The sequence below is a fragment of the Kitasatospora sp. NPDC058170 genome, assembly GCF_042883905.1.
GTDB lineage: Bacteria > Actinomycetota > Actinomycetes > Streptomycetales > Streptomycetaceae > Kitasatospora.
Window position 1 is genome coordinate 109,421 of sequence record NZ_JBHVUV010000029.1, and the last position, 16,377, is coordinate 125,797.

Below are 16,377 nucleotides of genomic sequence, written 5' to 3' on the forward strand. Positions count from 1 at the left end.
TCGTACGGTTCCGGCGCGCGGTTGCGCCCGGCGGTGCTCAGCAGTGCTCGGCGACGCTCGGTCGCACTCGGCGGTGCTCGGTGGTGCTCGGTGGTATTCGGCGATCGGCTGCGATCACGGGACTACCGTGCCGGGGCCCGCGCACGGTCCGCTGACGGTCCGCGCACGACCGCCCGAGGGGCACGGGTTAGCGTGGCGGCATGCGTTTCGAGGTGCTGGGCCCGATGGCGGTGCGGACGGATGACGGGCTGCCCGTCCCGGTGCCCGAGGCGAAGGTCCGGGCCCTGCTCGCCGACCTGCTGGTACACCACGGCCGACCGGTGCCGGTGGACCGCCTGATCGACGACCTGTGGGGGGACGCCCTGCCGGGGGATCCCGAGAACTCCCTGCAGACCAAGGTCTCCCAGCTGCGCCGCGCCCTGGCGAAGGCCGAGGACGGCGCCCGGGCCCTGGTGGCGTACGGTCCGGCGGGCTACGCGCTCCGGGTGGCGCGGGAGGCGGTGGACTCCGGCCGCTTCACGGACCTGACGCGCCGCGCGGGCAAGGAGCCCGATCCGCGGATGAAGGCGGCGCTGCTGACCGACGCGCTCGGCCTGTGGCGCGGAGCCGCGTACGCGGACTTCCGGGACGCCGACTTCGCCCGGGCGGCGATCGCCGGGCTGGAGGAGCAGCGGCTCACCGCCCAGGAGGAGTTGGCCGAACTGCGCCTGGGATTCGGTGAACACGCGGCACTGGCGGACGAGCTGGGCGGGCTGGCGGCGGAGCATCCGCTGCGCCAACGTCTGCGGGCCGCCCAGCTGTTGGCCCTCTACCGGACCGGTCGTCAGGGCGAGGCGCTGGCGGCCTACCGCGCCCTGGATCGGCGCTTCGCCGAGGAGTTGGGCGTCGACCCGGGCGCCGCGCTGTCCGCCCTGCACCAGGCGATGCTGCGCCAGGACCCGTCCCTCGACCCGAACCCGACCCCCGCTACCCCCTCAACCACCTTGACCCACAACGCCGTTACCGTCACGGCGAAAGCACGGTCGCGGACCGGCGTCCCCGTCCCGGCAAGTTCGCTGATCGGCCGCCAGGACGCCGTCGCCCGGGTCTGCGCACTGGTCGCCGAAAGCCGGCTGGTCACCCTCACCGGGCCCGGCGGGGTCGGCAAGACCCGGCTCGCCCTGGCGGCCGCCGCCCGGCTGGCGGAGCCGGACGGGCCCGGCGAGGTCGCCTTCGCCGACGGCGTCCGGTTCGTCGAACTCGCCGGGGACAGGGGCGAGGTGGCCGAGACGGTGGCCACCGCCCTCGGGGTGCGCGACGACGCCGCCCGGGAGCGCGACGACGACACGGCGGAGACCCGGCTCGCCGGGGTCCTGGCCGGCCGGCGGCTACTGCTCGTCCTCGACAACTGCGAGCACGTCATCGGACCGGTCGCCGCGCTCGCCGGGCGCCTGCTCCGCCGGGCGCCCGGGCTGCACATCCTCGCCACCAGCCAGGAACCGCTGGCGATCTCCGGCGAGGTCCTCGACGCCGTCGCACCGCTACCGGAGGCCGCGGCGGTCGAACTCTTCGCCGCCCGCGCTTCGGCGGCCGCCCCCGGCTTCCACCTCGGCCCGGACAACCGCGAGGCCGTCGCCCTCATCTGCCGCCGCCTCGACGGCATTCCGCTCGCACTGGAGCTGGCCGCCACCCGGGTCCGGGCGCTGGGCGTGCACACCCTGGCCGACCGCCTGCACGACCGCTTCCGGCTGCTCAACCAGGTCCGCCGGGACGCCCCGGCCCGTCAGCGCACCCTGCGCGCGATGATCGACTGGAGCTGGGAGCTGCTGTCCCCGCTCGAACAGACGGTGCTGCGCCGACTGGCCGTGTTCTCCGGGGGGTTCACCCTGGAGGACGCGGAGTACATCTGCGCCACGGCGGACGCGCCCGCCACCGAAGGCCCGGCCCCCGACACGGCACCCGACGCCGCCGAGGTGCTGGACGCCGTCATCCGGCTGGTCGACCGGTCCCTGGTGGTGGCGGACGAGGACGGCGGCGGCACCCGCTACCGGATGCTCGAATCGGTGGCCGCCTACAGCCTGGAACGGCTGGACGAGGCCGGCGAGACCGGCCGCACCCGGACCCGGCACGCCCGCCACTACACCGGGCTCGCCGAGCGCGCGGCACCCCGGCTGCACGGCCGCGAACAGCGCGCCTGGCTGCGTCGGCTCGACCGCGAGACGCCCAACCTGCGGGCCGCGCTGGACCATGCCACCGCAACCGGCGCGGCCGGCCTCGGACTCCGCCTGACCGTCGCACTCACCTGGTACTGGCAGCTGCGCGGCCGCCTCCGCGAGGCGCTCCGCTCGCTCGAAGGCGCACTCGCCCTGGTCTCGCCGGCCACCCCCGGACCTCTGGCCGACGCGGCCCGGGTGCGGCTCGCGGCCTTCACCCTGCTCACCGGCGACGAGGTGCCGGCGGGCGGCTTCGGCGCCGCCGACGCACGCGGGCGGTGGCTCCTCGCCTTCGCCCGCTGCGGCTTCGACGACCAGGCCGCCGTGGACGAACTCCTCGGCCTGCCCGCCGAGTTCCGCGCCCTCGGCGACCGCTGGGGGGAGGCGGCCGCACACAGCGTCCGGGCCACCCTGGCCATGTACCGGGGCGATCTCGACGGCCTGCGGCGGGAGGCCGGCGTCAGCGCCGCACTCTTCGGCGAACTGGGCGACCGTTGGGGACAGTTGCAGGCCTCGGAGCAGCTGGGTGTGCTCGCCGAGATCTCCGGCGACTACCCGGCCGCGGCCCGCCTGCACCGGGACGGCGTACGGAGCGCCGAGGAGCTGGAACTCTGGACGCACGCCTCCTACCAGCTCGCCCGGCAGGGCCGCATCGCCCTGCTGACCGGCGACGACGCGCAGGCCACGGAGCTCCACGAGCGGGCCAGGCGCCTCGCCGTCGCACAGTCGCAGCGGTCCGCCGAGCAGTTCGCCGAGACCGGCCTCGCCCTCGGCGCGCGCCGACGCGGCGATCTGGACGCCGCCGAGCGCCATCTGCGGCCGTGGCTGGAGTGGAACCGCCGCCTCGGGGTGGACTCCGGAACCGCCCTGGTCCTCGCGCAACTCGGCTACGTCGCCGAGCAGCGCGGCGACGCGGCGCTCGCCGAGGCACTCCACCTGGACGGCCTCTCCGCGGCCCGCCGCACCGGCGATCCGCGCGCCCTGGCGCTCGCCCTCGAAGGCCTGGCCGGGGCACGGTCGGCCGCGGCCCGGCACGAGCAGGCCGCGGCCCTGCTCGGCACCGCCGCCGCCCTCCGGGACTCGGTCGGCGCGCCCCTCCCCCGGGCCGAGCGCTTCGACGTGGACCGTGCGGCGGCCCGGGCCCGCGGGGCGCTGGGCCCGGAGGGCTTCGCGGCCGCCTTCGCGCAGGGCCGGGCGCTCACGGCCGAGGACCAGGCGGAGCTGTTCGAGCCCGCCCTCGGCCCTCGCTGAGCCCGGCCCGCCGAGGACCGTGTGTGCCATCCCCGCCCCGCGGAATTGACCCAGGATTTCGACATGGAGATGCACCCGGCACGGGGGTCGATGTCTCCGTAGATTCACGGTCATGACGAACAGCACCGCACCTGCCGCCGCCACCAGCGCCAAGGCCCCTCGGATGAACTTCGCCAAGGCCGCCCCGAAGGCCTTCAAGGCCCTGATCGGCTTGGACTCCGCCGCCCGCGAGGGCCTCGACCCGGCCATGGTCGAGCTCGTCCAGATCCGCGCCTCCCAGCTCAACGGCTGCGCCTACTGCCTGCACCTGCACACCTCCGACGCGCGCAAGGCCGGCGAGAGCGAGGAGCGGCTGCACATGGTCGCGGTCTGGAAGGACGCCGCGCACTTCTTCACCGGGAAGGAGCAGGCAGCCCTGGCCCTCACCGAGGCCGTCACGCTGATCGGCCAGGGGGGCGTGCCCGACGCCGTCTACGAGCGGGCCTCCGCGCACTTCGAGGAGGAGGAGCTGGCCCGGCTGCTGGCCCTGATCTTCACCATCAACACCTGGAACCGGATCGCCCTCAGCACCGCCAAGGTCCCCGGCACCGACGAGCGGGCGGCAGGCTGACACCCACGAGCGAACAGCGGACCGGCACCGAACGAGCCAGGGGCCGGCACCGAACGAGCAGCGGGCCGGCACCGGCGCCCCCGACCGCGAGGAACAGCCGGGCCGGGAGCCGTCAGACCCCGTCGCGGTGGAGCGCCTGGACCTCCTCGTAGCCGGGCACCTCGGCGGTGACGGGCCGGCCCGCGCGGACGGCGGTGGCGACGTCCACCGCGGCGGCCAGCGCGGCCCGGTAGAGCAGCGAGCCGAGGCTGACCCGGGCGACGCCCAGCGCGGCGAGGTCGGCGAGCGCCGGGCCGGCCGGGGAGTGGAGGACGTTGAGCGGGACGGCGAGGCGCTGCACCAGCGCGCCGATGGCGGCCGGGTCGGCCAGGCCGGGCACGAACACACCGTCCGCTCCGGCCTGTTGGTAGGCGGCGAGGCGGTGCCAGGCCTCCGCCTCCGGCCGGTCGAGCCCGAGCCAGTACGGGTCCGTCCGGGCGTTGAGGAAGAGCCCGGGCGCGGCGGCCTTCACGGCGGCGATTTTCGCCGTGTGCAGGGCGACGGGCGCGAGCGTGCCGTCCGAACGGCCGTCCTCCAGGTTGATGCCCGCCACCCCGAACTCCGCCAGCTCGACCGCCAGGGCGGCGACTTCGGCCGGATCGTCGCTGAAGCCGCCCTCGACGTCGACGGAGAGCAGGAACCGCCCCCGGGCCAGCCGCCGGGCGAGGCGGAGGGTCTCCTCGCGGGTGGCCGCCACACCGTCGGGCAGGCCGGCGGCCGCGGCCACCCCCAGGCTGGTGGTGCCGATGGCGGGAAAGCCCTGCCCGGCGAGGGCGGCGGCGGAGCCGTGGTCCCAGGCGTTGGGGAGCAACAGGGGTGCGCCCGGGCGGTGGTGGAGCGCAGCGAAGGAGCTCATGATCCGACCTTGTCCTGACGGGTCAGGTCACCGACGGCGTCCGCGTAGTAGGCGGACTCGGCGACGTGGAAGGCGAGTTGGCGGAAGGTCCAGCCGGTACCGGGCGACCGGTCGAGCTGGGCCGGGGTGAGGGCGGCCAGCCGCACGGCCCAGACCCGGCCCAGGCGGGTGAGGCGGCTGCGGGCCTCGTCGAGGTCGGCCGCGGTGAACGGCGCGAGGTCCGCCGGGGTGGTGACGGCGGAGGCGTGCCAGTGGTCGGGCCGGGTGGCCTCGCCGGCCAGCCGGGCCTCCAACTCGGCCAGGTGGTCGATGAGATGGTCGGTCACCCGGCGGATCGCCTTGTGCGGGGTGTACGTCCGGCCGTCGGCGGTGAGCGGGCGGCCGTCCCAGTCGGTCCAGCCGGCGGCGAGGGCCAGGACGTGGCCGACCATGGCCGTGACCACCTCGGCGGGATCGCGCCCGTCGGTGGCCGGGGCATCGGCGGCGGGGGCCACAGCGTCAGCAGCGCCGACCGGGGCAGCGGAGGGGGCCGCAGCATCAGCAGCGCCGACCGGGGCGCCACCCGTACGGTCCGAGGCGTCGGAGGCCGGGACCTCGGACGCTCCGTGCAGGATCCCCGAGGCGAGCGCGAGGGCGTGCTCCCGTCCGGGGCAGACCCGGGGCGCGGCGCCGAAGGCCAGGGTCGGTGCCCCCGGGCACCCCGCCGCCGCGACGGCGGTCTCCAGGACGACCTCGGCACCGGCGGGGATCGCCACCGCACCGACGGTGGTGGCCCGGACGGCCTGCCGCCGCATCGCCCGGACCGGCGGGTCCTGGCGCAGCGTCTCGGCGAGCAGCCCGGCCGGGGGCGCTCCCTGGGCGGCGGCGCGGCGGGCGTGGTCGACCAGCCGCCCGGTGGCGTCGCAGGCCTGGACGAGGAGGCCGATCCGGTTGGCCGCGTGTTCGGGCGAGGGCTCCGCGGCGTCGGGGAGCATCCGGGGCAGCAGCCAGGCCATCGCCGCATCGGCCTCCCGGTCCTCGGGCCGGTCGGCGAAGTACGCCCCGGCCACCACCGCGACCGCCCGCGCCACGGCCTCCGGCTCCGCCAGCCCGAGGGCCTGTGCCAGCACCCGGACGGCCCGCAGCCGGGCGTCCGCCTCGAAGCCCGCGGCGGCGGCGAGCCGCAGGCGGGCGGGGTCGAGGCGGGCGAGGTCGGCCTCCACCAGGGCGCGGCGACCGGTGTGCGTCCCACCCGCGCTGAACCGGGCCACGGTGGCGCGCAGCCAGGCCACGCCGCCCGGCGGTCCGGGCTCGGCGGGCACCGGCACCAGGGCGGGGTCGGCGAGGGCGGCCGTCACATCGTCGTACCGGTCGAGGACTACAACGGGGGTGGTCATGGGGCCCACGCTAGGGGCGGAACGTTTCGGCGTCCGCCGAACCGTGGCTGCGGCACGATGGGGGCATGTCGCTAGCCGAGTTCGCCGGACTGCTCGCCGATCCGACCCGTGCCGCCTTCTGCACCGCGCTGCTCGACGGACGGGCCTGGACCGCGGGCGAGCTGGCCCGGCACGCGGGGGTCGCGCCGTCCACCGCCAGCGAGCACCTGTCCCGGCTGGTCGCCGGGGGCGTGCTGGCCGAGGAGCGGCAGGGGCGCCACCGGTACGTGCGGCTGGCCGACCCCGCGGTGGCCACCCTGATCGAGGACCTGTCGGCGTACGCGGAGTCCGCCTCCTCCGGGCGGGCCCGGCCGCGCACCCTGCGCGAGTCCACCCGGCTGAGCGCCGAGGCACGGGCCCGGACCTGCTACGACCACCTGGCCGGCCGCCTCGGGGTGGCCGTGTCGGACGCCGTGCTGGAGCGCGGGCTGGTGGCGGACGACGCCGGGCTCGCCGTCACCGAGCTCGGCCGGGGGTGGCTGGCCGGTATCGGCATCGACCTGCCGGTCCGGACGGGCCGCAGGAGCACCCGCCCGGTCGTCCGCAGCTGCCTGGACTGGACCGAGCGCCGCAGCCACCTGGGCGGGGCGCTCGGGGCCGCCCTCTGCCGGACGGCCCTGGACGAGGGCTGGGTGGAGCGGATCGGCAGCGGGCGGGCGCTGCGGGTCACCGCGGCCGGCGACCGGGCGTTCCGCGAGCTGCTCGGCGTACGACTCGACGCGGCGCCCGGCGCCGGTCCGGGCCCGACCGGCTGACGGCCGCCCCGCCTGCCGCCCTCTGCCGTGAGCCCACGAACCACGAACCCGTGAACCCGTGAACCCGTGAACCGCGGACCGTCAGCCGTCAGCCCTCAGCCCTCAGCCCATCGTCTTCGCGCCGTCCAGCGACTCCCGGATGATGTCCGCGTGCCCGGCGTGCTGCGCCGTCTCCGCGAGGATGTGCAGCAGCACCCGCCGCACCGACCAGCCGGCGCCCGGCTCGAACCAGGGCGCCGCCGGCAGCGGGTGGCTGAGGTCGAGGTCGGGCAGGGTCGAGACCAGCTCATCGGTCTCGTGCGCCACCCGCTCGTACTCGGCGAGCAGCCCGGCCAGCGTCTCGCCGTCCCCCATCAGGAACTGGCCCTCCCAGTCGACCGGCTCGCTCTCCATCGCGTCCGCGCCGCCGACCGCGAACCGCATCCAGCGCTCCTCGACCCCGGTGACGTGCTTGATCAGGCCGCCCAGGCAGAGCGCGCTGGCCGTGGTGCGCTGGGCGGCCTGCGCGTCGGTCAGGTCGCGGACGGTGTAGCGCAGGAAGCCGCGGTGCTTGTCCAGCGTCCGGACCAGCTCGGCCCGCTCCCCGCCCATCAGGCGTCCGCCATGACGGGCATGTCGCCGGCCGTCTTTCCCAGGTCGATCAGGCCGAACGCCGCGCCCTGCGGGTCGCCGACCGCCGCGAAGCGGCCGAACGGGCTGTCCATCGGACCGAAGAACAGCTTGCCGCCGCGTGCGGTCACCCTGGCCACGGCGGCATCGCAGTCGTCCACCGCGAAGTAGACGCTCACGTACGAGGGCGCCTCGGGCGGGAGGTCGTCCGGTCCCACCTTCATCCGGCCGAGCGCGGGCTGATCGCCGACCTGGAAGATCTTGTAGTCGACCTGCTCGGTGTCCATCCGCTTCACGCCGAACGGGAAGACGGCGGGGAAGAAGGCGTCCGCCTTGCCCGGCTCCCGGGTGAGCACCTCGGCCCAGGTGTACGCGCCCGGCGCACCCTGCTTCTCGAAGCCCTCGTGGTTGCCCGCCTGCCAGACCCCGAAGGCGACGCCGCCCGGGTCCTTGCCGATCACCATGGTGCCGAAGTCGCCGACCTGCATCGGCCCCATCAGCACCTCGCCGCCGTTGGCGCGGATCCGGTCCGCGGTGGCGGCGGCGTCCGGCGAGGCGAGGTACAGGCACCAGGCCGACTGCGCCTCCTGGCCGGGCATCGGCGGCACCACGGCGGCCACCGCCTTGCCGTCCGAGTAGGCCGTCGTGTAGTTGCCGAACTCCGACGAGCTCTCGCCGAAGGTCCATCCCAGCACGTCGCCGTAGAACGCCTTCGCGCCGTCCAGGTCGGTGAACATCGCGTCGGCCCAACAGGGCGTGCCCTCAGGTAGCGCGGCCATCTCTCTGCCCTCTCATGTGACGTTTTGCCCCGATTCGCCACAGTATCGAGTCCACCGTCCGAGCGCGCGCGTTCGACGCACACGGCGACGGCCCGCCGGGTCCACACCCCGGCGGGCCGTCGCAGGAGCCTGCGCCGCTACCCGACCGGCGCGGCCGCCGCCGGCGAGCCGAACGGCGGGCGCGCGCCCGCCGTCCCGAAGCCGCTCGGGCCGGTCGGGGCGAGCGCCGGACGCGGCAGTGCCTCCGCCGCGCGCTGGGGCGCCCCCGGGGTGGCGCCCGCAGCCGCCGCAGCCGCCAGCCGCGCCGCCGACGTCCCCAGCCCGCTCGGCCCGAACGGCACCGCACCGACCGCCACCGCACCGACCGGCAGCACGTCCACCGGCACCTCCACCGGCACCTCCACCGGCGGGGCGTCCACCGGCACAGCGCCCACCGGCACGGGCTCCGATCCGGCCACCGCCCCACCGCCGAAGTGCCGCCGCAGATCCGCCTCGCCGTACCGGTGGCAGTCCCGGTGCCAGACGTGGATGCCCGCGAGCCAGTTCTCCAGCTCCTTCACGTAGCCGTCCAGCATCGCGCGCGCCTCCGGCCCCAGGTCGAAGTCGTCGTACAGCACCGGGAACTCGTTCTGCGCCACGTGCTGGAACTGGGCCACCCGCGAGTTCATCAGGTCGTCGACGATGTGCACGGCCGTCGGGTAGTCGCAGTTGAAGAAGTTCTGCACCACCAGCACCATGTTGTGCACCTCGCCCTCGTACTCCACCTCCTTCTGGTACGAGAACAGGTCGTTCATCATGCACGCGTAGTCGGCGGCTGAGTTCTCCAGTGAGCGCATCGGCCCGCTCCGGTAGACCTCCGGTGGCACGTCCTGCCCGTGGGCGATCCGGCAGAGGCTCATGGTGAGGTCGGACCCGAAGGTCTTGCGGCGCATCTCGATGTAGTCCACCGGGTCGGGGATCCGGTGCTGTGCCTGGTTGTTGAGCTCCCAGACCCAGCTCAGCACCATGTCCTCGACGGCGGCGCGGAACTTCTGCCGGGCGCCGGACGCCATCGGCCCGGCGGTCCTCACCCAGAGGTCGGCCAGGCCGCGTTCCAGGGCGTTCACCGGCGCCGGCGCCGGACTGTCGTCGACCGGCATGAAGGCCGAGAACCGCTCGGTCAGGATCTTCGCCCCGGCCAGGTCCCTGGTCCGCCCGAACACCGCCGGGTAGTAGTCGTCGCCGTAGGTGCCCCAGGTCAACCAGGCCGACGTGAGGTCGAGTTGCTCGGCGGTGGCGTCGGGGTGGATGCCCGCCGAGCAGAGCGGGAAGTCGTAGTCGGCGACCTTCTCGGCGGTCCAGATGTCCGAGCCCGGCACCCCCGGCTGGGCCTCCAGCATGCCCATCTCGTCGGCCCACGCCACGGTGCCGGCCCGGGAGGTGTCCAGGTGCGGGCTCAGCTGGGCGGTGAACGGCAGCTTGAAGTCCGGCAGTCGGGACGGCCCGACGTGCTGGAAGGGCACGTGGCTGTGCGAGCGCGCCCGCCGCAGCGCCGGCTCGACGCCGCCGGGGCAACCGGGTGTCCCGTCCAGTGTGTTCACCCCGCTGAGCGATCCCAACTCGCCCAGTCCACCCGGGAATCCGCCTCCGGTCCGGCTCCGGAGCAGGTCCAGCGCCGAGGTGCCCACCCCGCCGATCGCGAACGGATCCCACCAGTTGCCCGAATCCGCCGCCGCACCACCGCCGTTCATGTACCGGCTGGAGCGCATGTGCCACTCGTGGCCGCCCGACTGCCAGTCCTGCATGCCCTTGACGTAGGCCAGTACCCGGGCGCACTCCTCCGGGTCCAGCCCGGTCTCGGCGAACAGCGACGGGAGTTCGGTGAAGACGGTGTTCTCGAACTGCTGCAGCCGCGAGGTGAGCAGGTCGTTGACGGCCTCCGCCGCCTCCTGCGTCGAGCACCCCAGGAAGGTCTCCAGCACCAGGACGCCGTTGCTCAGCTCGCCCTCGTCCTCGACCTCCCGCTGGTACGAGAAGAGGTCGTTGCGCAGGTGGACGCCGTCCGAGAAGGCGTCCATCAGCACCCGCAGCGGGCGGGAGCCCGAAACCGCCTGAGGCACCTCGGCGTTGGCCGCGTACTCGATCAGACCGGCCGACCAGGGCGCGCCGCCGACCTTGCGGCGCATCTCGATGTACTCGACCGGGTTGGCGATCCGGCCCGCGTTGATGTTGGCGAGCTCCCAGAGCGACTCGTTGAGCAGGTTGCGGGTGCTCTCGGCGAACCGTGCCCGCCAGTCCTCGCCCATCGCCGGGACGGTCCGCCTCCACAGGTCGGCCAGACCGGCCTCGACCGGGTTGGTCGGCTCGGGCACCGGGGCGGACGGGTCGGCGGGCATGAACAGCGGCAGCCGGTCCAGGTAGGCCTTGCCGCCCTCGCGGTCGTTGGTGCGCTTGAAGATGTCGAGGAAGTGGTCGTCGAAGAAGAACACCCACACGTACCAGTCGGTGACCAGCGAGAGCGCCTCGGCGGAGGCGTCCGGGTGGGTGTAGGCGCAGAGCAGGCCGTAGTCGTGGGCTTCCAGGTCGGCCTGCTCCCAGATGCCCGAGCCCTCCAGCATCCCCATCGTCCGCGCCCACGCGGTGGAGTGGGCGCGGGCCTCCTCCAGGTGGGGGTTGAGGCGTGCCGGGTGCGGCACGTAGAAGGAGGGAAGTTCGAACGGCTGAGTCACCGGGCGAGCCTTTCTGGACGCGTCGAGGAGGCCGACCGGCAGGGCGGACCCGTTCTCCGCGCCGATGCGCCCGCCACCCGGTCGGCTCAGCATTACCCCTGGGCAACGATCTCCACCGAAAAACAACAACAGTCATACGAGTTGGCCCGCGTTGACCCGGAAATGTCGAACAGCAGCCCGATTGAACGGTTGGTTCTGGTTCATCTGTACGGGACTGGCACGGAGTTCATCCGTACGGGACGGGCCAGGAGTTCGGCGCTCGGCCAGTCCCGCGCCGAGCGCGTTGCAGTGCCGTGCCCGGACACGCCGAGAGGGGCGGAGCGGTGATCCGCTCGCCCCTCTCAGGCGCGTCGTTCCGGCCGGGGACCGGACGGGTCTACAGCAGGAACAGGGAGGCGACCGCCGGCGCCATGTAGATCAGCGGCCACTGCACGTGGCCGAAGGAGCGCGCCCGCAGCACGGTGATCGCCGCGCCGGCGAAGTACAGCACCAGTCCGACCGCCGCCAGCACCCCGATCACCGGCAGGAAGAAGCCCGCCACCAGGCCTGCCGCGCCGGCGACCTTCGCCACACCGAGCCAGTTCCACCACGCCCGCGGGACGCCGTACTCGACCAGCGGGTCCACCACGAACCCGGCCCGGAAGAAGATCGAGGCGCCGGAGAAGCCCGCCATGAAGGCGGCCAGGGAGGTGATGACAACGTAGGTGACAGACATGGGAGGTGCTCCTCGTCGGGCGAATCGTGCGGCTCACCGGTGCGATGCCCGCCCCGGCCGGAGTGCCTTGCGCTTGTTTCACTCCTCTGACCCGCCGCAGCCCGCGGGTGTGACACGAACCCCGAAGAATTTCTCCGCCCGGCACACCGCCCTGTCGCGAGGCCGCGCACGCCCCCTCACCGCCGAAGGGTTCACGAGGCCCGGGGCTCGGGCGCGCAGTCGGCCCCCGCGTCCGGCGCCTGCCGGAGGATCGGCCTGACGGCGTCGGGGGATGCGTCCGGCGGATCGGCCGGGGAGTCGTCGGAGTCGCCGTTCCAGGCCGCCCGCAGTTCACGGAGCGACTTCACGGCCTCGGTCGCCTTCGCGCTCAGAGCGATGAGCTGGTCGAGGAGCGTGCTGATGACCGCCGCCACCCCGAGCACGGCCGCCGCTGTGAGGGCGATCCACTCGCTCAAGTTCACTGACCCATGTCCTCTCCGCTTGAGGGAGGACTGAGGTCGACCGGCACGCACCTCGGCGGGTTCGACCACAGCCCCCCCGAGATGCGCTGGTGTTGCGCACACTGCGTCGAAACCACCGCGGGCGCGGAGGTCTCGATCGGCGGCGCGAACACAGTCGCCCGCCTGAGCGCCGAACCCTCCGGGTGCCGGCTGCACGGCTCCGTGGCGATCGCCACGAGGTGCGTGCCGTCAGCGGCCAGAACCCCATCGGATTTCGACTCCGACTCGGATCAACATCCAAGTCGGATTTGACTCTTGATTGATTGTCAGCCCGATTCGCTCCACCTGTCAACGCTCACAGGCCCGCGCCGCACCCGCCGGACGGACCCGCACCTCCAGCCGCCGCAGAGCGCCGTCGGCCGCGCACCGCCGGCGCGACTCGACCCGCCCGGACGGCAACAGTCCGCCACGTGACGCCCGTTGGCGCGACTGGTCACATCCGGTGCCCGGTCGGACGAAATTCCGGCCTCCCCGCGCGCGGAAACGGTCGAATACGCACGCGATTCATCACCATGGACAAAGTCCGCCGACGAACCATCCAGCCGTTCCAAGGTTTCCCATGTTTCCGCTCCCCTGGGCGTGTTGACCCCACCCCTTCTCGCCCGTCCACCAGACTGGGCGGCGACCCGAGTCTCCACACCCCGAGGAGGGCCCATGAACGTCACCGTCCGGCTTGCCCAGCAGCCCGAGGCCGACGAACTGCTGGGACACAGCGCGCTCGCCGCGCTCGTGGGGATGCTGCTCGACCAGCAGGTGCCCATGGAATGGGCGTTCACCGGACCGCTCACCATCGCGCAGCGCCTCGGCCGCGACGACCTGGACGCGCACGAGATCGCCGTCCACGACCCCGAGGCCTTCGTCGCCCTGCTCTCCGACAAGCCTGCCGTGCACCGCTATCCGGCCGCGATGGCCAAACGGGTGCAGCAGCTCTGCCAGTTCCTGGTGGCGCAGTACGACGGGAACGCCTCCGGTGTGTGGCAGGGCGTCGCGACCGGCAAGGAACTGCTCAGCCGCCTCAACGCCCTTCCCGGATTCGGGAAGCAGAAGTCGCAGATCTTCCTCGCGCTGCTCGGCAAGCAGTACGGCGTGACCCCGGCCGGCTGGCGCGAGGCGGCCGGCGCGTACGGCGAGGAGGGCGCGTACCGCTCGGTCGCGGACATCACCGGCCCGGAGTCCCTGGAGAAGGTGCGCGCGCACAAGCAGGAGGTCAAGCGCGCCGCCAAGGAGGCCAAGACCGCCAAGGTCTGACCCCACCGGCACGAGGGCCCCGGCCGCGCATCGCGACCGGGGCCCGTCACCGCACGCCGTCAGACCAGGACGGGCTCCCGCTCCCCCGCCGGCGAGTCCTCGACCGCCGGCGCCCCGGCAGCCGCCGCCTTCCGCTTCGGCAGCGCGCACATCAGCAGGAAGACCACCACCAGCACCCCCAGGACCCACCACATCGCGTGGACGAACGCCCCGTTGAAGGACGTCCCGACCTCGGCCGGCGCGGGTGTCTCGGGCATCGCACCGAAGAACGCCACCGAGACCAGGCCGAGCCCCAGCGCCATCCCCACCTGGTTCACCGTGTTGATCAGCCCGGAGGCCGAACCGGCGTGCTCCCGCGGCACCTCCGCCAGGACCGCGTCCGTGATCGGTGCGACGATCAGGCCCATCCCGAGGCCCATCACCACCAGCGGCAGCGCCATCTGCCACGGCGCGATCGCCGTCCCGTACCGCTCGGCCTCCCAGATGTAGGTGAGGACGCCCGCCGCCATCACCAGCGCGCCCGCCTGGAGCACCTTCCGGCCGAACCGCGGCACCAGCTGCTGCACCGAGAGCCCGGCCGCCGCCGAGACCGCGATCGAGAACGGGATGCCGGTCGTGCCGGCCTTCAGCGGGCTCCAGCCCAGGCCCAGCTGCATGTACAGGGTCCAGACCAGGAAGAAGATCCCGGAGACCACCCCGAAGGTCAGCTGCACGCCGATGCCGGCCGCGAAGCTCTTCACCCGGAACAGCGACAGCTCCACCAGCGGCGAGCCGTCCCGGCGCGTCTTGACCCGCTCGTAGACGACGAACAGCACGAACACCGGCAGGCTCCCGGCCATCGACAGGTAGCCCCAGAGCGGCCAGCCGGCCTCCCGGCCGTGGGTGAGCGGGTAGATCAGCATCAGCAGGCCGGCGCTGGCCAGCACCACGCCCACCAGGTCCAGCTTCAGCGCCTTCTCCGCCCGCGACTCCCCGATGAACGCCCGGCCCAGCAGCAGCCCGGCGATGCCGACCGGCAGGTTGATCAGGAAGATCGGCCGCCAGGCCAGGCCGAAGAGGTCCCACTCGGTCAGCAGCGCGCCGATCAGCGGGCCGGACACGGCGCCCAGGCCGACCACCGCGCCGAACAGGCCGAACACCTTGCCGCGCTCCTCCGCCGGGAAGGTCGCGTGGATGATCGACAGCACCTGCGGCACCATCAGCGCCGCCGTCCCGCCCTGCAGCACCCGCATCGCGACCAGCATCTCGGCGCCGCCGGCCAGGCCGCAGAGCGCGGAGGCGACGGTGAAACCGCCGATGCCCAGCAGGAAGAGCCGCTTGCGGCCGTAGATGTCGCCCAGCCGGCCGCCGGTGATCAGCCCGATCGCGAAGGCCAGGGCGTAGCCGCCGGTCACCCACTGGACGGCGCTGAACGAGGCGCCGGTGTCCGCCTGGATGCTCGGGACCGCGATGTTCACGATGGTGACGTCCACCAGGTCCATGAAGGAGGCGGTCATCACGATCGCCAGCGCGATCCACCTCCGCCGGTCGGCAACCGCCGCATCGGACTTCATTGCGTACTCCTCTACCTCGCTCTTCGGCACGTCTGCGACGATAGAGGGGATGTAGGTCAGATCCTGTCCGCGTTGTCCGGCATCCTGGACGCCATGACAGACACTCCGGCACGCCTGCTGAACCTGCTGTCCCTCCTCCAGACCCCGCGCGAGTGGCCCGGCAGCGAGCTGGCCGAACGCCTCCAGGTCAGCCCGCGCACCATCCGCCGCGACATCGACCGGCTGCGCGAACTGGGCTACCCGGTCGAGGCGACGATGGGCTCCATCGGCGGCTACCGGCTGGTGGCGGGGCGGGCGATGCCGCCGCTGCTGCTGGACGACGAGGAGGCGGTGGCCATCGCGGTCGGCCTCCGGGCGGCGGCCGGACACGCCGTGGTCGGCATCGAGGAGGCCTCGGTACGCGCCCTCGGCAAGCTGCTCCAGGTCCTGCCGGGCCGCCTGCGCCACCGGGTCGCCGCCCTGAACGCGGCCACCGTGCCCCTGCTCACCGGCGACGGGCCGACCGTCGACCCGGAGGACCTCACCGTGCTGGCCAACGCCGTCACCAACCGGGAGCGGCTGCGCTTCGGCTACCGGGCCGGCGACGGCGCCGAGACCAGGCGCCAGGTGGAGCCCAACCGCCTGGTCTCCGCCTGGCGGCGCTGGTACCTGGTCGGGTACGACCTCGACCGCGACGACTGGCGGCTGTTCCGGGTGGACCGGATCAGCGAGCCCTGCGCGACCGGCGCCCGCTTCACCCCGCGCGAGCTCCCCGCCGAGGACGCGGCCGCGTACGTGGCGAGCAAGCTCCGCCGCCTCGCGCCGACGTACACCCTGGTCGCGACCCTGCACACGCCGGCCGCGAGCGCCGAGCGCCGGATCGGCGGCCACGGCGACTCCGAGGTCGAGCCGATCGACGAGGAGAGCTGCCGTCTGCGCTCCCGCGGGGACTCGCTCGAATGGCTGGCCATGCGCCTGCTGATGCTCGGCTGCGAGTTCGAGGTGCACGAGCCCCCGGAGCTGCACGCCCACCTGCGCGCCCTGGCCGCCCGCGCCTCCCGGGCGGCCGGCGCGGCCTAGGGTCCGTCTTCAAACTCCCGCCTGCTTGGCGACGCCCGGGCACGCACCTCGCCGCGTTGTCGTCAGTCGCCAATGCTCCGCAGTGGCT

At 73.9% G+C, this 16,377-nt stretch carries 13 protein-coding genes; 5 read left to right on the forward strand and 8 right to left on the reverse strand.

Going from position 1 to position 16,377, the window contains the following annotated elements; all coding sequences use genetic code 11:
• Positions 1-200 precede the first annotated feature (200 nt).
• Both ACFVVX_RS29375 and ACFVVX_RS29380 read left to right on the forward strand, forming a co-directional pair.
• Positions 201-3,443, forward strand: a complete 3,243-nt coding sequence (locus ACFVVX_RS29375; protein WP_387949918.1) for a BTAD domain-containing putative transcriptional regulator — start codon at positions 201-203, stop codon at positions 3,441-3,443.
• Between the two features lie 112 nt (positions 3,444-3,555).
• Entirely contained in the window at positions 3,556-4,053 is a 498-nt protein-coding gene (locus tag ACFVVX_RS29380) for a carboxymuconolactone decarboxylase family protein (RefSeq protein ID WP_387949920.1), read from the forward strand.
• Between the two features lie 112 nt (positions 4,054-4,165).
• Here the strand turns inward: ACFVVX_RS29380 and ACFVVX_RS29385 are convergent, their stop codons facing one another.
• Positions 4,166-4,948 (reverse strand): isocitrate lyase/phosphoenolpyruvate mutase family protein, encoded by a 783-nt coding sequence (locus ACFVVX_RS29385; RefSeq protein ID WP_387949922.1) that lies wholly within the window; start codon positions 4,946-4,948, stop codon positions 4,166-4,168.
• A complete protein-coding gene (locus ACFVVX_RS29390; RefSeq protein WP_387949924.1) occupies positions 4,945-6,324 on the reverse strand; it encodes a hypothetical protein in 1,380 nt (459 codons plus the stop codon). The genes ACFVVX_RS29385 and ACFVVX_RS29390 overlap by 4 nt, the downstream gene beginning before the upstream one ends.
• A gap of 65 nt (positions 6,325-6,389) precedes the next feature.
• On the opposite strand from ACFVVX_RS29390, the gene ACFVVX_RS29395 reads away from it, so the two are divergent.
• On the forward strand, positions 6,390-7,118 hold the full coding sequence (locus tag ACFVVX_RS29395; RefSeq protein ID WP_387949926.1) for an ArsR/SmtB family transcription factor: 729 nt from the start codon (positions 6,390-6,392) through the stop codon (positions 7,116-7,118).
• A gap of 102 nt (positions 7,119-7,220) precedes the next feature.
• Here ACFVVX_RS29395 and ACFVVX_RS29400 read toward each other — a convergent pair whose 3' ends face one another.
• The 5 genes from ACFVVX_RS29400 to ACFVVX_RS29420 all read right to left on the reverse strand — a co-directional run bounded on the left by ACFVVX_RS29400 (position 7,221) and on the right by ACFVVX_RS29420 (position 12,390).
• Complete coding sequence (locus tag ACFVVX_RS29400; protein WP_387949928.1) at positions 7,221-7,709, reverse strand: DinB family protein; 489 nt, start codon at positions 7,707-7,709, stop codon at positions 7,221-7,223.
• Positions 7,709-8,506, reverse strand: a complete 798-nt coding sequence (locus ACFVVX_RS29405) for a VOC family protein (RefSeq protein WP_387949930.1) — start codon at positions 8,504-8,506, stop codon at positions 7,709-7,711. Before ACFVVX_RS29405 ends, ACFVVX_RS29400 begins: the two co-directional genes overlap by 1 nt.
• 137 nt (positions 8,507-8,643) lie before the next feature.
• Entirely contained in the window at positions 8,644-11,214 is a 2,571-nt protein-coding gene (locus tag ACFVVX_RS29410) for a germacradienol/geosmin synthase (RefSeq protein ID WP_387949931.1), read from the reverse strand.
• A gap of 376 nt (positions 11,215-11,590) precedes the next feature.
• Positions 11,591-11,929: a DoxX family protein gene (locus ACFVVX_RS29415; protein WP_387949932.1), complete on the reverse strand. Its 339-nt coding sequence runs from the start codon at positions 11,927-11,929 to the stop codon at positions 11,591-11,593.
• 191 nt (positions 11,930-12,120) lie between these two features.
• Positions 12,121-12,390, reverse strand: a complete 270-nt coding sequence (locus ACFVVX_RS29420; RefSeq protein ID WP_387949933.1) for a hypothetical protein — start codon at positions 12,388-12,390, stop codon at positions 12,121-12,123.
• Between the two features lie 693 nt (positions 12,391-13,083).
• On the opposite strand from ACFVVX_RS29420, the gene ACFVVX_RS29425 reads away from it, so the two are divergent.
• Positions 13,084-13,677 carry an HhH-GPD-type base excision DNA repair protein gene (locus ACFVVX_RS29425; RefSeq protein WP_387949934.1) on the forward strand — a complete coding sequence of 198 codons (594 nt, stop codon included), beginning with the start codon at positions 13,084-13,086 and terminating at the stop codon, positions 13,675-13,677.
• A 59-nt stretch (positions 13,678-13,736) separates the two neighbouring features.
• Here ACFVVX_RS29425 and ACFVVX_RS29430 read toward each other — a convergent pair whose 3' ends face one another.
• The gene (locus ACFVVX_RS29430; protein ID WP_387949936.1) at positions 13,737-15,230 is read right to left on the reverse strand and encodes an MFS transporter; all 1,494 of its coding nucleotides are present in this window, start codon (positions 15,228-15,230) and stop codon (positions 13,737-13,739) included.
• Positions 15,231-15,323: 93 nt separating this feature from the next.
• Here ACFVVX_RS29430 and ACFVVX_RS29435 point away from each other — a divergent pair, with 93 nt between their 5' ends.
• Positions 15,324-16,289: a helix-turn-helix transcriptional regulator gene (locus tag ACFVVX_RS29435; protein WP_387949938.1), complete on the forward strand. Its 966-nt coding sequence runs from the start codon at positions 15,324-15,326 to the stop codon at positions 16,287-16,289.
• The last annotated feature ends 88 nt before the right edge of the window (positions 16,290-16,377 follow it).